This is a genomic window from Cupriavidus sp. GW821-FHT07C08 (genome assembly GCF_059419025.1).
The window spans coordinates 72,968-87,027 of sequence record NZ_JBWKQZ010000003.1 but is presented as its reverse complement, the minus strand read 5'-3'; the positions used below and the strand labels follow the sequence as shown (position 1 = coordinate 87,027).

Annotated in this window: 14 protein-coding genes; all 14 read left to right on the top strand. The window is 64.0% G+C overall.

Annotation, left to right across the window (positions count from 1 at the left end):
- The first annotated feature begins 6 nt into the window (after nt 1-6).
- The 14 genes from AC07UK_RS05610 (at nt 7) to leuD (ending at nt 14,055) form a co-directional block, all read left to right on the top strand.
- The gene (locus tag AC07UK_RS05610; protein ID WP_494687453.1) at nt 7-888 is read left to right on the top strand and encodes a GntR family transcriptional regulator; all 882 of its coding nucleotides are present in this window, start codon (nt 7-9) and stop codon (nt 886-888) included.
- Nucleotides 889-1,169: 281 nt separating this feature from the next.
- Complete coding sequence (gene sdhC / locus AC07UK_RS05605) at nt 1,170-1,580, top strand: succinate dehydrogenase, cytochrome b556 subunit (protein ID WP_010814616.1); 411 nt, start codon at nt 1,170-1,172, stop codon at nt 1,578-1,580.
- A gap of 11 nt (nt 1,581-1,591) precedes the next feature.
- Nucleotides 1,592-1,957, top strand: coding sequence for a succinate dehydrogenase, hydrophobic membrane anchor protein (gene sdhD, locus AC07UK_RS05600; protein ID WP_010814617.1), 366 nt, complete (start codon nt 1,592-1,594; stop codon nt 1,955-1,957).
- A gap of 3 nt (nt 1,958-1,960) precedes the next feature.
- Nucleotides 1,961-3,739 carry a succinate dehydrogenase flavoprotein subunit gene (gene sdhA, locus AC07UK_RS05595; RefSeq protein WP_114132406.1) on the top strand — a complete coding sequence of 593 codons (1,779 nt, stop codon included), beginning with the start codon at nt 1,961-1,963 and terminating at the stop codon, nt 3,737-3,739.
- A gap of 34 nt (nt 3,740-3,773) precedes the next feature.
- Nucleotides 3,774-4,475 (top strand): succinate dehydrogenase iron-sulfur subunit, encoded by a 702-nt coding sequence (locus tag AC07UK_RS05590; RefSeq protein WP_010814619.1) that lies wholly within the window; start codon nt 3,774-3,776, stop codon nt 4,473-4,475.
- A gap of 82 nt (nt 4,476-4,557) precedes the next feature.
- Nucleotides 4,558-4,845, top strand: a complete 288-nt coding sequence (locus AC07UK_RS05585; RefSeq protein WP_013957423.1) for an FAD assembly factor SdhE — start codon at nt 4,558-4,560, stop codon at nt 4,843-4,845.
- A gap of 43 nt (nt 4,846-4,888) precedes the next feature.
- Complete coding sequence (gltA, locus tag AC07UK_RS05580; protein WP_013957422.1) at nt 4,889-6,190, top strand: citrate synthase; 1,302 nt, start codon at nt 4,889-4,891, stop codon at nt 6,188-6,190.
- A 526-nt stretch (nt 6,191-6,716) separates the two neighbouring features.
- Complete coding sequence (locus AC07UK_RS05575; protein ID WP_436222242.1) at nt 6,717-7,832, top strand: branched-chain amino acid ABC transporter substrate-binding protein; 1,116 nt, start codon at nt 6,717-6,719, stop codon at nt 7,830-7,832.
- An 85-nt stretch (nt 7,833-7,917) separates the two neighbouring features.
- Complete coding sequence (gene livH, locus AC07UK_RS05570) at nt 7,918-8,844, top strand: high-affinity branched-chain amino acid ABC transporter permease LivH (RefSeq protein WP_494687454.1); 927 nt, start codon at nt 7,918-7,920, stop codon at nt 8,842-8,844.
- A 14-nt stretch (nt 8,845-8,858) separates the two neighbouring features.
- Complete coding sequence (locus tag AC07UK_RS05565; RefSeq protein ID WP_436222241.1) at nt 8,859-10,139, top strand: high-affinity branched-chain amino acid ABC transporter permease LivM; 1,281 nt, start codon at nt 8,859-8,861, stop codon at nt 10,137-10,139.
- The gene (gene livG, locus AC07UK_RS05560) at nt 10,136-10,927 is read left to right on the top strand and encodes a high-affinity branched-chain amino acid ABC transporter ATP-binding protein LivG (RefSeq protein ID WP_436222240.1); all 792 of its coding nucleotides are present in this window, start codon (nt 10,136-10,138) and stop codon (nt 10,925-10,927) included. Before AC07UK_RS05565 ends, livG begins: the two co-directional genes overlap by 4 nt.
- Nucleotides 10,927-11,628 carry an ABC transporter ATP-binding protein gene (locus AC07UK_RS05555; RefSeq protein WP_436222239.1) on the top strand — a complete coding sequence of 234 codons (702 nt, stop codon included), beginning with the start codon at nt 10,927-10,929 and terminating at the stop codon, nt 11,626-11,628. Before livG ends, AC07UK_RS05555 begins: the two co-directional genes overlap by 1 nt.
- Nucleotides 11,629-11,975: 347 nt before the next feature.
- On the top strand, nt 11,976-13,385 hold the full coding sequence (gene leuC / locus AC07UK_RS05550; RefSeq protein ID WP_494687455.1) for a 3-isopropylmalate dehydratase large subunit: 1,410 nt from the start codon (nt 11,976-11,978) through the stop codon (nt 13,383-13,385).
- Nucleotides 13,386-13,404: 19 nt separating this feature from the next.
- Nucleotides 13,405-14,055, top strand: a complete 651-nt coding sequence (leuD, locus tag AC07UK_RS05545; protein ID WP_436222237.1) for a 3-isopropylmalate dehydratase small subunit — start codon at nt 13,405-13,407, stop codon at nt 14,053-14,055.
- Nucleotides 14,056-14,060 lie beyond the last annotated feature (5 nt).

Below are 14,060 nucleotides of genomic sequence, written 5' to 3'. Positions count from 1 at the left end.
CCCGCTATGTCCTCCCTGCCTACGTCCCTGACCGGCGCAGCCGCACCCGGCGCGCCGGAATCTGGCGCCGCCGCGCCTGGCGCCGGGACGCAGCCGCCTTCTTCGCCGCCCGCGCCTGTGCCGCACGCGGCCCCGCAATCTGGCCCCACCTCTGGTCTGCAGTCCGTGCCGTCGCCCACCTTCAGCCCGCTTTACCAGCAGATCAAGGCGCTGATCACGCGCAGCCTGCAATCCGGCGAATGGAAGCCCGGCGAGATGATCCCCAGCGAAATGGAGCTGGCCTCCCGCTACAAGGTCAGCCAGGGCACGGTGCGCAAGGCCATCGACGAACTCGCCGCCGAGAACCTGGTGGCGCGCCGGCAGGGCAAGGGCACCTTCGTGACCACGCACCATGAAGACGTGGTCAAGTTCCGCTTCCTGCGCCTCGTCCCCGACGAAGGCGAACCCCATTATGGCGCCAGCCGCGTGCTGGAATGCAAGCGCCTGCGCGCCCCCGCCGAAATTGCCCGGCTGCTCGACATCCGCACCGGCGACAGCGTGGTGCAGATCCGCCGCGTGCTGAATTTCTCGGGCGAGTCGACCGTGCTGGACGAAATCTGGCTGCTCGGCGCCAACTTCAAGGGCCTCACCGCTGAAAAGCTGACCGAGTGGAAGGGCCCCATGTATGCATTGTTCGAGGCCGAGTTCGGCACGCGCATGATTCGCGCCTCGGAGAAGATCCGCGCCGTGCCCGCCGACGAAACGGCGGCCGAGTTGCTGTCTGTCCAGGTAGGCTCGCCGCTGCTGTCAGTCGAGCGGGTGTCGTACACCTATGGCGACCGCCCCGTCGAAGTGCGCCGCGGCCTGTATGTGACTACGCGGCACTATTACCAGAACGACCTGAGCTGACGCCGGCGCATGGCATGATGCGCCCGCTGGCGTTGATTATTGTGGCGCTCGTCATGACGGTGCGGGCTGTTGCGCAGCGCGGGTGAAGGTTGCGCCTGATTGCCGGCGGATGTGATTAGTGTGCGATTGTCGGGCGGCACGTGTTGGTGCCTGATAGCTGAAAATTATTGGTGCAGCGCGCAACAAAGGCGCTAAAATCTCATGGATTTGCCCTAATGCATCCCGTTGCATGCAGGGCAATGGCAGTTTCGTTTTTTGTTTACCGCAAAATGGGGTCTCGCATGGCTGAAGCCGTCAAACAAGCCAGGCCGGAGTACCGGAATATCGGTATCGCGCAGATTGCGCGCTATCGGTTGCCCTGGGCCGGCAAGGTATCCATCCTGCATCGCGTGAGCGGTGCGTTGATGTTCCTCCTCCTTCCCTTCGTCCTGTATCTGTTTGAGCAGAGCATCACTTCGGAACTGAGCTTCGCAAAGTTCTCGGCGCTTCTGTCCGGCGGCTTCGTCAAGCTGGTTCTGCTGGTCCTGATCTGGGGTTATCTGCATCACTTCTGCGCGGGTATCCGTTTCCTGCTGCTGGACGTGCACGTCGGCGTTTCCAAGCCGGCCTCGGCCAAGTCTGCCATTGGCGTGCTGGTTGTGAGCCTGCTGCTTACCCTGATTTTCGGCCTGAAGCTGTTCGGCCTGTTCTGAGGAGAATCAAGGTGGCAAACAATAATATCGGTCCCAAGCGTCTTGTCGTCGGTGCGCACTACGGCCTGAAAGACTGGCTGGCGCAGCGCGTCACGGCCGTGATCATGGTGGTCTTCACCGTGGTCCTGGCCATTGCCTTCCTGCTGTCGAACGGCGCTTCGTATGAAGCGTGGGCAGGGCTCTTCTCCAACCAGTGGATGAAGATCATCACGTTCCTGACCATCCTGTCGCTGCTGTATCACGCCTGGATCGGCGTGCGCGACATCTGGATGGACTATGTGCGTCCGATGGCCGTGCGCCTCGTGCTGCAAGTTCTTACGATTCTGTGGCTCGTCGGTTGCGCGGGCTACGCTGCTCAGATTCTCTGGAGGGTGTAATAAATGGTCGCAGTCAAGACTGGATTGCCGCGTCGCCGTTTCGACGTGGTCATCGTCGGTGCTGGCGGCGCCGGGATGCGCGCATCCCTCCAGCTCGCGGAAGCCGGCCTGAACGTGGCCGTGCTGTCCAAGGTGTTCCCGACGCGCTCGCACACGGTGGCGGCACAGGGCGGCATCGGCGCTTCGCTGGGGAACATGAGCGAAGACAACTGGCACTACCACTTCTACGACACCATCAAGGGCTCGGACTGGCTGGGTGACCAGGACGCCATCGAGTTCATGTGCCGTGAAGCCCCGAAGGTCGTGTACGAGCTCGAACACTTCGGCATGCCGTTCGACCGCAACCCCGATGGCACCATCTACCAGCGCCCGTTCGGCGGCCACACCGCCAACTACGGTGAAAAGCCCGTGCAGCGCGCCTGCGCTGCGGCTGACCGTACCGGCCACGCACTGCTGCACACGCTGTACCAGCGCAACGTGCGCGCCAAGACCCACTTCTTCGTCGAGTGGATGGCGCTGGACCTGATCCGCGACCAGGACGGCGACGTGCTGGGCGTGACCGCGCTGGAAATGGAAACCGGCGAGGTCTACATCCTCGAGGCCAAGACCACGCTGTTCGCGACCGGCGGTGCCGGCCGCATCTACGCCGCTTCCACCAACGCCTTCATCAACACCGGTGACGGCCTGGGCATGGCAGCGCGCGCAGGCGTGCCGCTGGAAGACATGGAATTCTGGCAGTTCCACCCGACCGGCGTGGCCGGCGCGGGCGTGCTGATCACCGAAGGCGTGCGCGGCGAGGGCGGTATCCTGCGCAACAAGGACGGCGAGCGCTTCATGGAGCGCTATGCCCCGACGCTGAAGGACCTGGCGCCGCGTGACTTCGTCTCGCGCTCGATGGACCAGGAAATCAAGGAAGGCCGCGGCTGCGGCCCGAACGGCGACTACGTGCTGCTCGACCTGACCCACGTCGGTGCCGAGACCATCATGAAGCGCCTGCCGTCGATCCGCGAAATTGGCATGAAGTTCGCCAACGTCGACGCGATCAAGGAACCGATCCCGGTGGTCCCGACCATCCACTACCAGATGGGCGGTATCCCGACCAACTATCACGGCCAGGTCGTGGTGCCGAAGAACGGCAACCCGAACGAAGTCCTGAACGGTTTCTACGCGATCGGCGAATGCTCGTGCGTGTCGGTGCACGGCGCCAACCGCCTGGGCACCAACTCGCTGCTCGACCTGGTGGTGTTCGGCCGCGCCGCCGGCAACCACATCATTGCGCAGAACCTGAAGCAGAAGGAACACAAGCCGCTGCCGGCCGATGCCGCCGACCTCGCGATGTCGCGCCTGGCCAAGCTGCAAGGGACGACCTCGGGCGAATACACGCAGGACGTCGCCAACGACATCCGTAAGAACATGCAGTCGCATGCCGGCGTGTTCCGTACGCAGAAGCTGATGGACGAGGGCGTCGAGCGCATCCTGGAAGTCTCCGAGCGCGCCAACAGCATCCACCTGAAGGACAAGTCCAAGGTCTTCAACACCGCGCTGGTGGAAGCCCTGGAAGTGGCCAACCTGGTGGAAGTGGCCAAGGCCACCATGATCTCGGCGGCGGCTCGCAAGGAATCGCGCGGTGCCCACGCGCACAGCGACTTCCCGAATCGCGACGACCAGAACTGGCTCAAGCACACGCTGTTCTACAGCGAAGGCAACCGCCTCGACTACAAGCCGGTGAAGATGGAACCGCTGACGGTGGAAAGCGTGCCGCCGAAGGCCCGTACCTTCTGAGCACCGCATCGTAGAGATAACAGGACCCACAGAAATGAAGCGTATTTTCGAAGTCTACCGCTACGATCCGGACAAGGATGCGGCACCGCGCATGCAGACCTACGAGGTCGAGCTGGACGGTCACGAGCGCATGCTGCTGGACGCGCTGGTCAAGCTGAAGAAGCTGGACGAGACCATCTCGTTCCGCCGTTCGTGCCGTGAAGGCGTGTGCGGCTCGGACGCGATGAACATCAACGGCAAGAACGGCCTGGCCTGCCTGACCAATATGCGCGAGCTGCCGGACCGCATCGTGCTGCGTCCGCTGCCCGGCCTGCCGGTGGTGCGCGACCTGATCGTCGACATGACGAACTTCTTCAAGCAGTACAACTCGATCAAGCCGTTCCTGATCAACGACGAGCCGCCGCCCGAGAAAGAGCGCCTGCAGTCGCCGGAAGAGCGTGACGAGCTGGACGGCCTGTACGAGTGCATTCTCTGCGCCAGCTGCTCGACGTCGTGCCCGTCGTTCTGGTGGAATCCGGACAAGTTCGTCGGCCCCGCCGGCCTGCTGCAGGCTTACCGCTTCATCGCGGACAGCCGCGACCAGGCCACCAACGAGCGTCTGGACAACCTGAACGACCCGTACCGCCTGTTCCGTTGCCACAGCATCATGAACTGCGTCGATGTGTGCCCGAAGGGTCTGAACCCGACCAAGGCCATCGGCAAGATCAAGGAGCTGATGGTCCGCCGCGCGGTCTGACCCTGCGGCTGTCTGCAGTAGTTGTAAGCGGCACGTCAGCCCGAGCGGCTATATCGGGTTGGCGTGCCGGAAGTAGGAAGCCATGACTGAGAGTCCTGCCACCACTTTCTCCCATCAGGCCGATCCGCACAAGCGCGCCCGCCTGCGCTGGCGCGCCCGCCGCGGCCTTCTGGAGAACGACATCATCGTCGAACGTTTTTTCAACCGTTACGAGGAGAGCCTGTCCGACGAGGACGTGGCTTCGCTGAGCGTGCTGTTCGAACTCAGCGACAACGAGTTGATGGACCTGCTCCTTGCGCGCAAGGAACTGGACGGTGAGCTCGACACGCCCCCGATGCAGCGAGTGATCACCCTGCTGCGTACGGTCTGAGTTTTGGTCAACATTATTATTCACAGCATTTGAAGGATCCGACATGACGCCGTCCGATGTGAAAGCCACGCTATCGTTCTCCGATGGTTCCCCCAGCGTTGAGCTGCCGATTTACACGGGTACCGTTGGCCCGGATGTAATCGACATTCGCAAGCTGTACGGACAGACCGGTAAGTTCACTTACGACCCCGGTTTCATGTCGACGGCTTCGTGCAATTCCAAGATCACCTATATCGACGGTGACAAGGGCGAGCTGCTGTACCGCGGCTACCCGATCGAGCAGCTGGCGCAGAAGTGCAACCACCTCGAAGTCTGCTACCTGCTGCTCAAGGGCGAGTTGCCCAACGCCAAGCAGAAGGATGAATTCACCGGCCACGTCATGAACCACACCATGGTTCATGAGCAGCTGCAGTTCTTCATGCGCGGTTTCCGCCGCGATGCCCATCCGATGGCCGTGCTGACGGGCCTGGTGGGTGCCATGAGCGCGTTCTACCACGACGCCATGGACATCGATGATCCGCACCAGCGCGAGATCTCGGCCATCCGCCTGATCGCCAAGATGCCGACCATGGTCGCCATGGCGTACAAGTACAACATCGGCCAGCCGTACATCTATCCGCAGAACGACCTGTCCTACTCGGGCAACTTCCTGCGCATGCTGTTCGGCACGCCGTGCGCCCCGTACACCGTGAACCCGGTGCTGGAGCGTGCGCTGGACCGCATCTTCATCCTGCACGCCGACCACGAGCAGAACGCGTCGACCTCGACCGTGCGCCTGGCCGGTTCGTCGGGCACCAACCCGTTCGCAGCCATCGCCGCCGGCGTGGCCTGCCTGTGGGGCCCGGCCCACGGCGGCGCCAACGAAGCCGCGCTGAAGATGCTGGAAGAGATCGGCAGCGTCGACAACATCAACGAGTTCATCAAGCAGGTCAAGGACAAGAACTCGGGCGTGCGCCTGATGGGCTTTGGCCACCGCGTGTACAAGAACTACGATCCGCGCGCCAAGCTGATGCGCGAAACCTGCCATGAAGTGCTGGAAGAACTGGGCCTGCACAACGACCCGCTGTTCAAGCTGGCCATGGAGCTGGAAAAGATCGCCCTGGAAGACGAGTACTTCGTCAGCCGCAAGCTGTACCCGAACGTCGACTTCTACTCGGGCATCGTCCAGCGCGCGCTGGGTATCCCGACCTCGCTGTTCACCTGCATCTTCGCGCTGGCCCGTACCCCGGGCTGGATCTCGCAGTGGGAAGAAATGATTACCGATCCGGAATACAAGATCGGTCGTCCGCGCCAGCTGTTTGTTGGCGCAGCTACCCGCGACGTGCCGGACGTTGCCAAGCGCTGATCGCTGGCTTTTCATCCGGTGCTGCGCGATGCAGCAATCACAAACGCCCCGGCCCGCCGGGGCGTTTGTGTTTCTGGGCCGGAGCGCCTTGTGCGTCGCAGCAGGGCAGGGAGCAGGAAATTGCCGGATAAGTGGTGAGAACGGCAATTTGCGGAGAATTGTGTCTCAGTCTGTCAATTCGGTTCCGCATTTGTTGTGCGATTTTCGCCTGTGGCAGGAAATTTGACCCTATAATGCGGGCTGCTTTGCCGACGGCAGCCGGGCCACCCTTCCGGCGTGCGGTGCGGCAAGCGGGGCAGGCGAATCGCTTGCGCAATAGAGAACGCATCAAACGTTGTCTTTCCGAACCTTGGTCCCGACACCCAGCGGGACTGACACATGCCGGGCCCCGCATACGCTGTCTCTCCCTTGCAGGCCCGTCTTCCGCGTCTCGGGCGTCTTTATTCGTAGTCCGCGGGTGTTGTTCGATTGCGCAGGTCACACCGTTTCTGCCCGGTTGACCCAAACATAAATCGAGGAGCTCCTGATGACGCTGTCCCGTCTTACGTCCATCTCGCTGGCCACCATGCTGGCCACCATTGGCGTCGCTGCCAATGCCGAAACCGTGAAGATCGCCATTGCCGGCCCGATGAGTGGCTCGGTGGCGCAGTATGGCGACATGGTCAAGGCCGGTGCGTTGACCGCCATCGAACAGATCAACGCAGCTGGCGGCGCCGGCGGCAACAAGTTCGAAGTGGTGATGATGGACGACGCCTGCGAGCCGAAGCAGGCCGTGGCGGTTGCCAACAAGATCGTCAGCCAGAATATCAAGTACGTGATCGGCCACGTCTGCTCGGGTTCGACCATCCCGGCCTCCGACATCTACGAGAACGAAGGCATCGTCATGGTGACGCCGTCGGCCACCGCGCCGCAGCTGACCGAGACCAAGAAGCGCAAGTTCATCTTCCGCACCATCGGCCGCGACGACCAGCAGGGCCCGGCCGCTGCCCAGTACATCATCAGCAAGGTCAAGCCGAAGAAGGTTGCGGTGCTGCACGACAAGCAGTCGTACGGCCAGGGCATCGCCAGCTCGGTGAAGAAGGACCTGGAAGCCGCCAAGATCCCGGTGGCCGTGTTCGAAGGCATCAACGCCGGCGATTCGGATTACTCCGCCGTCATCACCAAGCTCAAGTCGCAGGGCGTGGACTTTGTCTACTTCGGCGGCTACCACCCGGAAATGGGCCTGCTGCTGCGCCAGGCGCGCGAGCAGGGCGTGAAGGCCGCGTTCATGGGCCCCGAGGGCGTGGGCAACAAGGACGTGACCGCGATTGCCGGCCCGTCCTCGGAAGGCATGCTGGTGACGCTGCCGGCCGACTTCTCGGCCGATCCGGCCAACGCCGCGCTGGTGAAGGCCTTTGCCGACAAGAAGCGTGACGCCAACGGTCCGTTCCAGATGCCGGCCTATGCCGCCGTCAAGATCATTGGCGACGCCATTGCCGGCGCCAAGAGCACCGACCCGGCCAAGGTTGCGGCGTACATGCACAAGAACGCCTTCACCACCCCGATCGGCAAGGTCGAGTACGACGACAAGGGCGACCTGAAGTCCTTCAAGTTCGTGGTCTACACCTGGCACAAGGACGCCAGCAAGACTGCCGCCAACTAAGCCGGCGCTTTCCCACGCACACGCCCCGCCCGGACCCCGGGCGGGGCGTTCTGGTATCGGGCTTCAAGTTCCTGAGGCTTCCCCAATGAATGAATTCCTTCCACAGTTCACCCAGCAGCTGGTCAACGGCCTGACGCTGGGTGCGATCTATGCGCTGATCGCCATCGGCTACACAATGGTCTACGGCATCATCGGCATGATCAATTTCGCGCACGGCGAGATTTACATGATCGGTGCCTATGTCGGCCTGGTCACGCTCACCGCGATCGGCGCCCAGGCAGGCTACCCCCTGCCGCTGGTGCTGGGCGCCGCCTTGCTGGTCTCGGTGCTGGTCACCGGGGTGTACGGCTATGCGGTCGAGCGGGTGGCATACCGGCCCTTGCGGGGCGGACCGCGGCTGGTGCCGCTGATCTCGGCCATCGGCATGTCGATCTTCCTGCAGAACTATGTCCAGATCGGGCAGGGCGCGCGCGACGTGTCCGTGCCGGTGCTGATCTCGGGCGCCATCGAGTTCCAGATGGGCAGTGACTTCACCGTGACGGTGCCGTACTCGCGCCTGCTGATCGTCGGTGTGACGCTGGTGCTGATGATCGCGCTGACGTTGTTTATCGGCCGTTCGCGCATGGGTCGTGCCTGCCGCGCCTGCGCCGAAGACATGCGCATGGCCAACCTGCTGGGCATCGACACCAACAAGGTGATTTCCTTCACCTTCGTGCTGGGCGCGATGCTGGCGGCGGTGGGCGGCGTGCTGATCGGGCTGACCATCGGCAAGCTCAATCCCTTTATCGGCTTTATCGCCGGCATCAAGGCCTTTACCGCGGCGGTGCTGGGCGGCATCGGCAGCATCCCGGGCGCGATGCTCGGCGGCGTGCTGCTGGGCCTGGCGGAGACCTTGGCTTCGGGCTATATGCCGGCCGAGTACAAGGACGTGGTTGCGTTCAGCCTGCTGGTGCTGGTGCTGCTGTTCCGTCCGACCGGGCTGCTGGGCAAGCCTGATGTCGAAAAGGTCTGAGGGAGGACGAGACCATGACCAACAAAATTAGCGCGATGCCCGCGGGGCAAGCCGCCCGCGCGGCCGTGCCCGGGCAATCGCTGAAGAACGCGATCTTCGCGGCCGTGATGACGGCCATCCTGACAATTCCCATCCTGGGCCTGCAGCTCAAGCTGGAGGGCTACAAGGTAGTGCTCGAGCCGCACTGGCGGCCGGTGTGGATCGCCGTGGCGGCGGTGTTCCTGTTCCAGTTGTTCAAGCCGCTGCTGTCGCGTGCCGGCAGCGCGGTGCGCCTGCCGGCGGTGCCGCAACTCGGGGCGCGCCAGCAGCGCGTGGCGGTGTGGGTGCTGCTCGCGGTCGGGCTGGTGTGGCCGTTTTTTGGCTCGCGCGGCGCGGTCGACGTGGCCACGCTGGCGCTGATCTACGTGATCCTGGGGCTGGGCCTGAATATTGTGGTGGGCTATGCCGGGCTGCTCGACCTGGGCTATGTCGGCTTCTACGCGATCGGCGGCTATAGCTATGCGCTGCTGAACCAGTACTTCGGGCTGGGCTTCTGGGAATGCCTGCCGATCGCCGCGGCAATGTCGGCGACCTTCGGCTTTATCCTTGGCTTCCCGGTGCTGCGGTTGCGCGGCGACTACCTGGCCATCGTGACGCTGGGCTTCGGCGAGATCATCCGCCTGCTGGCCAACAACCTGACCAGCCTGACCGGCGGCCCGGACGGCGTCTCGGGCATCCCGAAGCCGACCGTGTTCGGCATCGAGATGGCGCGCAGTGCGAGCGTGGAGGGCACCAGGACTTTCCATGACCTGATCGGCCTGGACTACAGCGGTCAGCACATGGTGATCTTCCTGTACCTGCTGGCGCTGCTGCTGGTCGGCTTCACGCTGTTCGTCACCAGCCGCCTGATCCGCATGCCGATGGGCCGCGCCTGGGAAGCGCTGCGCGACGACGAGATCGCGTGCCGTTCGCTGGGCATGAACCCGACCCGCATCAAGCTGTCGGCGTTCACGCTGGGCGCATCGTTCGCCGGCATCGGCGGCGCGTTCTTCGCGGCGCGCCAGGGGCTGGTCAATCCGGAATCGTTCACCTTTATCGAGTCGGCGCTGATCCTGGCCGTGGTGGTGCTGGGCGGCATGGGCTCGCAGCTGGGCGTGATCCTGGCGGCGATCCTGCTGACGGTGCTGCCCGAAGTGGCGCGCGGCTTTGCCGAATACCGCATGCTGATCTTCGGCCTGGTGATGGTGCTGATGATGATGTGGCGTCCGCAGGGCCTGCTGCCCGCGAGCCGTCCCCACGTGGAGTTGCCGCGATGAACAATGTGCAACAAGCGGTGCAAGCAGCCGAGCTGCTGAAAGTCTCCGGGCTGCAGATGCGCTTCGGCGGCCTGCTGGCCGTCGATGGCATCGATTTCGATGTCCGCAAGGATGAGGTCTTCGCCATCATCGGCCCCAACGGCGCCGGCAAGACCACGGTGTTCAACTGCGTGGGCGGCTTCTACAAGCCGACCGCGGGCGATGTCACGCTCGACGGCCGCGACATTGCCGGCCTGCCCAGCCACAAGGTGGCGCGCCAGGGCCTGGTGCGGACCTTCCAGAATATCCGCCTGTTCAAGTCGCTGACGGTGGTGGAAAACCTGCTGGTCGCGCAGCACCTGCAGGTGCAGTCCGGTATCCTGCGCGGCCTGTTCGCCACGCCGGCCTACCGGCGCGCCGAGCGCGAGGCGCTGGAGCGCGCCGCGGTCTGGCTCAAACGCATGGGCCTGACCAAGGTCGCCAACCGCGAGGCCGGCACGCTGTCTTACGGCCACCAGCGCCGGCTGGAGATCGCGCGCTGCATGATCACCAAGCCGCGCCTGCTGATGCTGGACGAGCCCGCCGCCGGCCTGAACCCGCAGGAGAAGATCGAGCTGCAGCAGCTGATCGACCAGCTGCGGCGCGAGTTCGGCATCTCGGTGCTGCTGATCGAGCACGACATGAGCCTGGTGATGGGCGTGTCCGACCGCATCCTGGTGATGGAGCACGGCAAGCCGATCGTGATTGGCAAGCCGGAGCAAGTGCGCAACGACCCGCGCGTGATCAAGGCCTACCTGGGAGAGGACTGATGCTGAAGCTGGAACAGGTCCATACCCACTACGGCGCCGTCGAGGCGCTGTCGGGCGTATCGATCGAAGTCAACAAGGGGGAGATCGTCACCCTGATCGGCAGCAACGGCGCCGGCAAGACGACGCTGATGATGACCGTGTGCGGCACGCCGCGCGCGTCCAGCGGGCGCGTGACGTTCGAAGGGCAGGACATCACCAACCGGTCCACGCACGAGATCATGCGCTTGGGGCTCGCGATCTCGCCCGAGGGCCGGCGCGTGTTCCCGAGCCTGACGGTGCTGGAGAACCTGAAGATGGGCGCTTTCTTCGCCAAGCGCGACGAGATCGAGGCGGGCATCGAACATGTCTTCAAGCTGTTCCCGCGCCTGAACCAGCGTTCGGGGCAGCGCGCCGGCACCATGTCCGGCGGCGAGCAGCAGATGCTGGCGATCGGCCGCGCGCTGATGAGCCGGCCGCGCCTGCTGCTGCTGGACGAGCCCACGCTCGGGCTGGCGCCGCTGATCATCGCGCAGATCTTCGACATCATCCGCACTATTCGTGACGAAGGCGTCACTGTGTTCCTGGTCGAGCAGAACGCCAACAAGGCGCTGCAGGTGGCGGACCGCGGCTATGTGCTCGAAACCGGCAAGGTGGTGCTGGCCGATACCGGCGCCAACCTGCTGGCCAACGACCGGATCAAGGCCGCCTACCTGGGCGGCTGATCCGGAGAGGCCGCCGCCTCAGCCGCCCCCCCGGGCGGGGCGGCGGCCTTTTTTCCTTTTCGCGATCCGCGAAATCCCCCTTTCGCCAATCACATTACATCGCAGCCGCCGCCCGGGCCAGGCAGGGGGCTGAGTGCCACACCCCCTGTGGCATAATCGATTGCCAAGTCAAGCATTGCGGCAACGCTTGAAATAACGCTCGCTTCAGGCGGCTTCCGGCGCGATCATCGCTATCGCCACCCGTGTTCGCCACCGCGACCGAAGCGAACAAAAACCCCTGCAAACTACTGCGCGGTCACCGCGGACTTCTCCTGCAAAGGGTTGGTCCTCCGGCCCGCCATCGCATCATGGCCAAGACGCTCTACGACAAACTCTGGGATGACCACACCGTCCACGTCGAGGAAGACGGCACCACGCTGCTCTATATCGACCGCCACCTGCTGCATGAAGTGACCAGCCCGCAGGCGTTCGAAGGGCTGAAGCTGGCGCAGCGTCCGGTATGGCGCATCAGCGCCAACCTGGCCGTGTCGGACCACAACGTGCCGACCACCGACCGCAGCCAGGGCATTGCCGATCCGGTGTCGAAGCTGCAGGTCGACACGCTGGACGCGAACTGCGACAGCTTTGGCATCACCCAGTTCAAGATGAACGACCACCGCCAGGGCATCGTGCACGTGATCGGGCCGGAGCAGGGCGCCACGCTGCCGGGCATGACGGTGGTGTGCGGCGACTCGCATACCAGCACGCACGGCGCTTTCGGCGCGCTGGCGCACGGCATCGGCACCTCGGAAGTGGAGCACGTGCTGGCCACGCAGACGCTGCTGGGCAAGAAGGCCAAGAACATGCTGGTCAAGGTGGAAGGCAAGCTGCCGCGCGGCTGCACCGCCAAGGACGTCGTGCTGGCCGTGATCGGCAAGATCGGCACCGCGGGCGGCACCGGCTACACCATCGAGTTCGCCGGCTCGGCCATCCGCGACCTGACCATGGAAGGCCGCATGACGGTCTGCAACATGGCTATCGAAGCGGGTGCGCGCGCCGGCCTGGTGGCGGTGGACGACGTCACGCTCGAATACGTGAAGGGCCGCCCCTACGCGCCGCAGGGCGTGGAGTGGGAGCAGGCCGTGGCCTACTGGCGCACGCTGCATTCGGATGCCGGGGCCAAGTTCGACCAGGTGGTCGAGTTGCGCGCCGAAGACGTCCGTCCGCAGGTGACCTGGGGCACCTCGCCGGAAATGGTGATCAGCATCGAAGACCGCGTGCCGGATCCCGAGAAGGAAAAGGACCCGAACAAGCGCAACGCGATGGAGCGCGCGCTGGAGTACATGGGCCTGCAGCCCAACGTGCCGGTCGAGAGCATCAATATCGACAAGGTCTTCATCGGTTCCTGCACCAACAGCCGCATCGAAGACATGCGCGCCGCTGCGTGGGTGGTGCAGAAGCTGGGCCGCAAGGTTGCTGCCAACGTGAAGCTGGCGATGGTGGTGCCGGGTTCGGGCCTGGTCAAGGAACAGGCCGAGCGCGAAGGCCTGGACAAGATCTTCAAGGCCGCCGGCTTTGAGTGGCGCGAGCCGGGCTGCTCGATGTGCCTGGCGATGAATGCCGACCGCCTCGATCCGGGCGAGCGTTGCGCCTCGACTTCGAACCGCAACTTCGAAGGCCGCCAGGGCGCGGGCGGGCGCACGCATCTGGTGAGCCCGGCGATGGCAGCGGCTGCCGCCATCGAAGGCCATTTCGTCGATATCCGCAAGCTGGGCTGAACAAGCAAGGAAAGAGAACATGGACAAGTTCACCGTACACAGCGGCCTCGTGGCGCCGCTCGACCGCGAGAACGTCGACACCGACGCCATCATCCCGAAGCAGTTCCTGAAATCGATCCAGCGCACCGGCTTCGGCCCCAACCTGTTCGACGAGTGGCGCTACAAGGACGTCGGCCAGCCCGGCATGGACAACAGCAAGCGTCCGCTGAACCCGGACTTCGTGCTGAACCAGCCGCGCTACCAGGGCGCGTCGATCCTGCTGGCACGCCGCAACTTCGGCTGCGGCAGCTCGCGCGAGCATGCGCCGTGGGCGCTGACGCAATACGGCTTCCGCGCCGTGATCGCGCCCAGCTTTGCCGATATCTTTTTCAACAACTGCTACAAGAACGGCCTGTTGCCGGTGGTGCTGACCGAACAGCAGGTCGACCACCTGTTCAACGAGACCAACGCCTTCAACGGCTACAAGCTGACCATCGACCTGGACAAGCAGGTGGTGCTGACAGCGGGCGGCCAGGCGTATGAGTTCGACATCGCCCCGTTCCGCAAGTACTGCATGCTGAACGGCTTCGACGATATCGGCCTGACCCTGCGCCATGCCGACAAGATCAAGGCCTATGAGGCCGAGCGCGTGGCCAAGATGCCGTGGCTGAACAACCGCCTGGTCGGATAAGACTC

What these genes read in the sequence shown, in the direction of transcription:
- AC07UK_RS05610 (WP_494687453.1), top strand. Translation starts at nt 7, where the DNA reads ATGTCCTCCCTGCCTACGTCCCTGACCGGCGCAGCCGCACCCGGCGCG.
- sdhC (WP_010814616.1), top strand. Translation starts at nt 1,170, where the DNA reads ATGGCTGAAGCCGTCAAACAAGCCAGGCCGGAGTACCGGAATATCGGT.
- sdhA (WP_114132406.1), top strand. Translation starts at nt 1,961, where the DNA reads ATGGTCGCAGTCAAGACTGGATTGCCGCGTCGCCGTTTCGACGTGGTC.
- AC07UK_RS05590 (WP_010814619.1), top strand. Translation starts at nt 3,774, where the DNA reads ATGAAGCGTATTTTCGAAGTCTACCGCTACGATCCGGACAAGGATGCG.
- AC07UK_RS05585 (WP_013957423.1), top strand. Translation starts at nt 4,558, where the DNA reads ATGACTGAGAGTCCTGCCACCACTTTCTCCCATCAGGCCGATCCGCAC.
- gltA (WP_013957422.1), top strand. Translation starts at nt 4,889, where the DNA reads ATGACGCCGTCCGATGTGAAAGCCACGCTATCGTTCTCCGATGGTTCC.
- AC07UK_RS05575 (WP_436222242.1), top strand. Translation starts at nt 6,717, where the DNA reads ATGACGCTGTCCCGTCTTACGTCCATCTCGCTGGCCACCATGCTGGCC.
- livH (WP_494687454.1), top strand. Translation starts at nt 7,918, where the DNA reads ATGAATGAATTCCTTCCACAGTTCACCCAGCAGCTGGTCAACGGCCTG.
- AC07UK_RS05565 (WP_436222241.1), top strand. Translation starts at nt 8,859, where the DNA reads ATGACCAACAAAATTAGCGCGATGCCCGCGGGGCAAGCCGCCCGCGCG.
- livG (WP_436222240.1), top strand. Translation starts at nt 10,136, where the DNA reads ATGAACAATGTGCAACAAGCGGTGCAAGCAGCCGAGCTGCTGAAAGTC.
- AC07UK_RS05555 (WP_436222239.1), top strand. Translation starts at nt 10,927, where the DNA reads ATGCTGAAGCTGGAACAGGTCCATACCCACTACGGCGCCGTCGAGGCG.
- leuC (WP_494687455.1), top strand. Translation starts at nt 11,976, where the DNA reads ATGGCCAAGACGCTCTACGACAAACTCTGGGATGACCACACCGTCCAC.
- leuD (WP_436222237.1), top strand. Translation starts at nt 13,405, where the DNA reads ATGGACAAGTTCACCGTACACAGCGGCCTCGTGGCGCCGCTCGACCGC.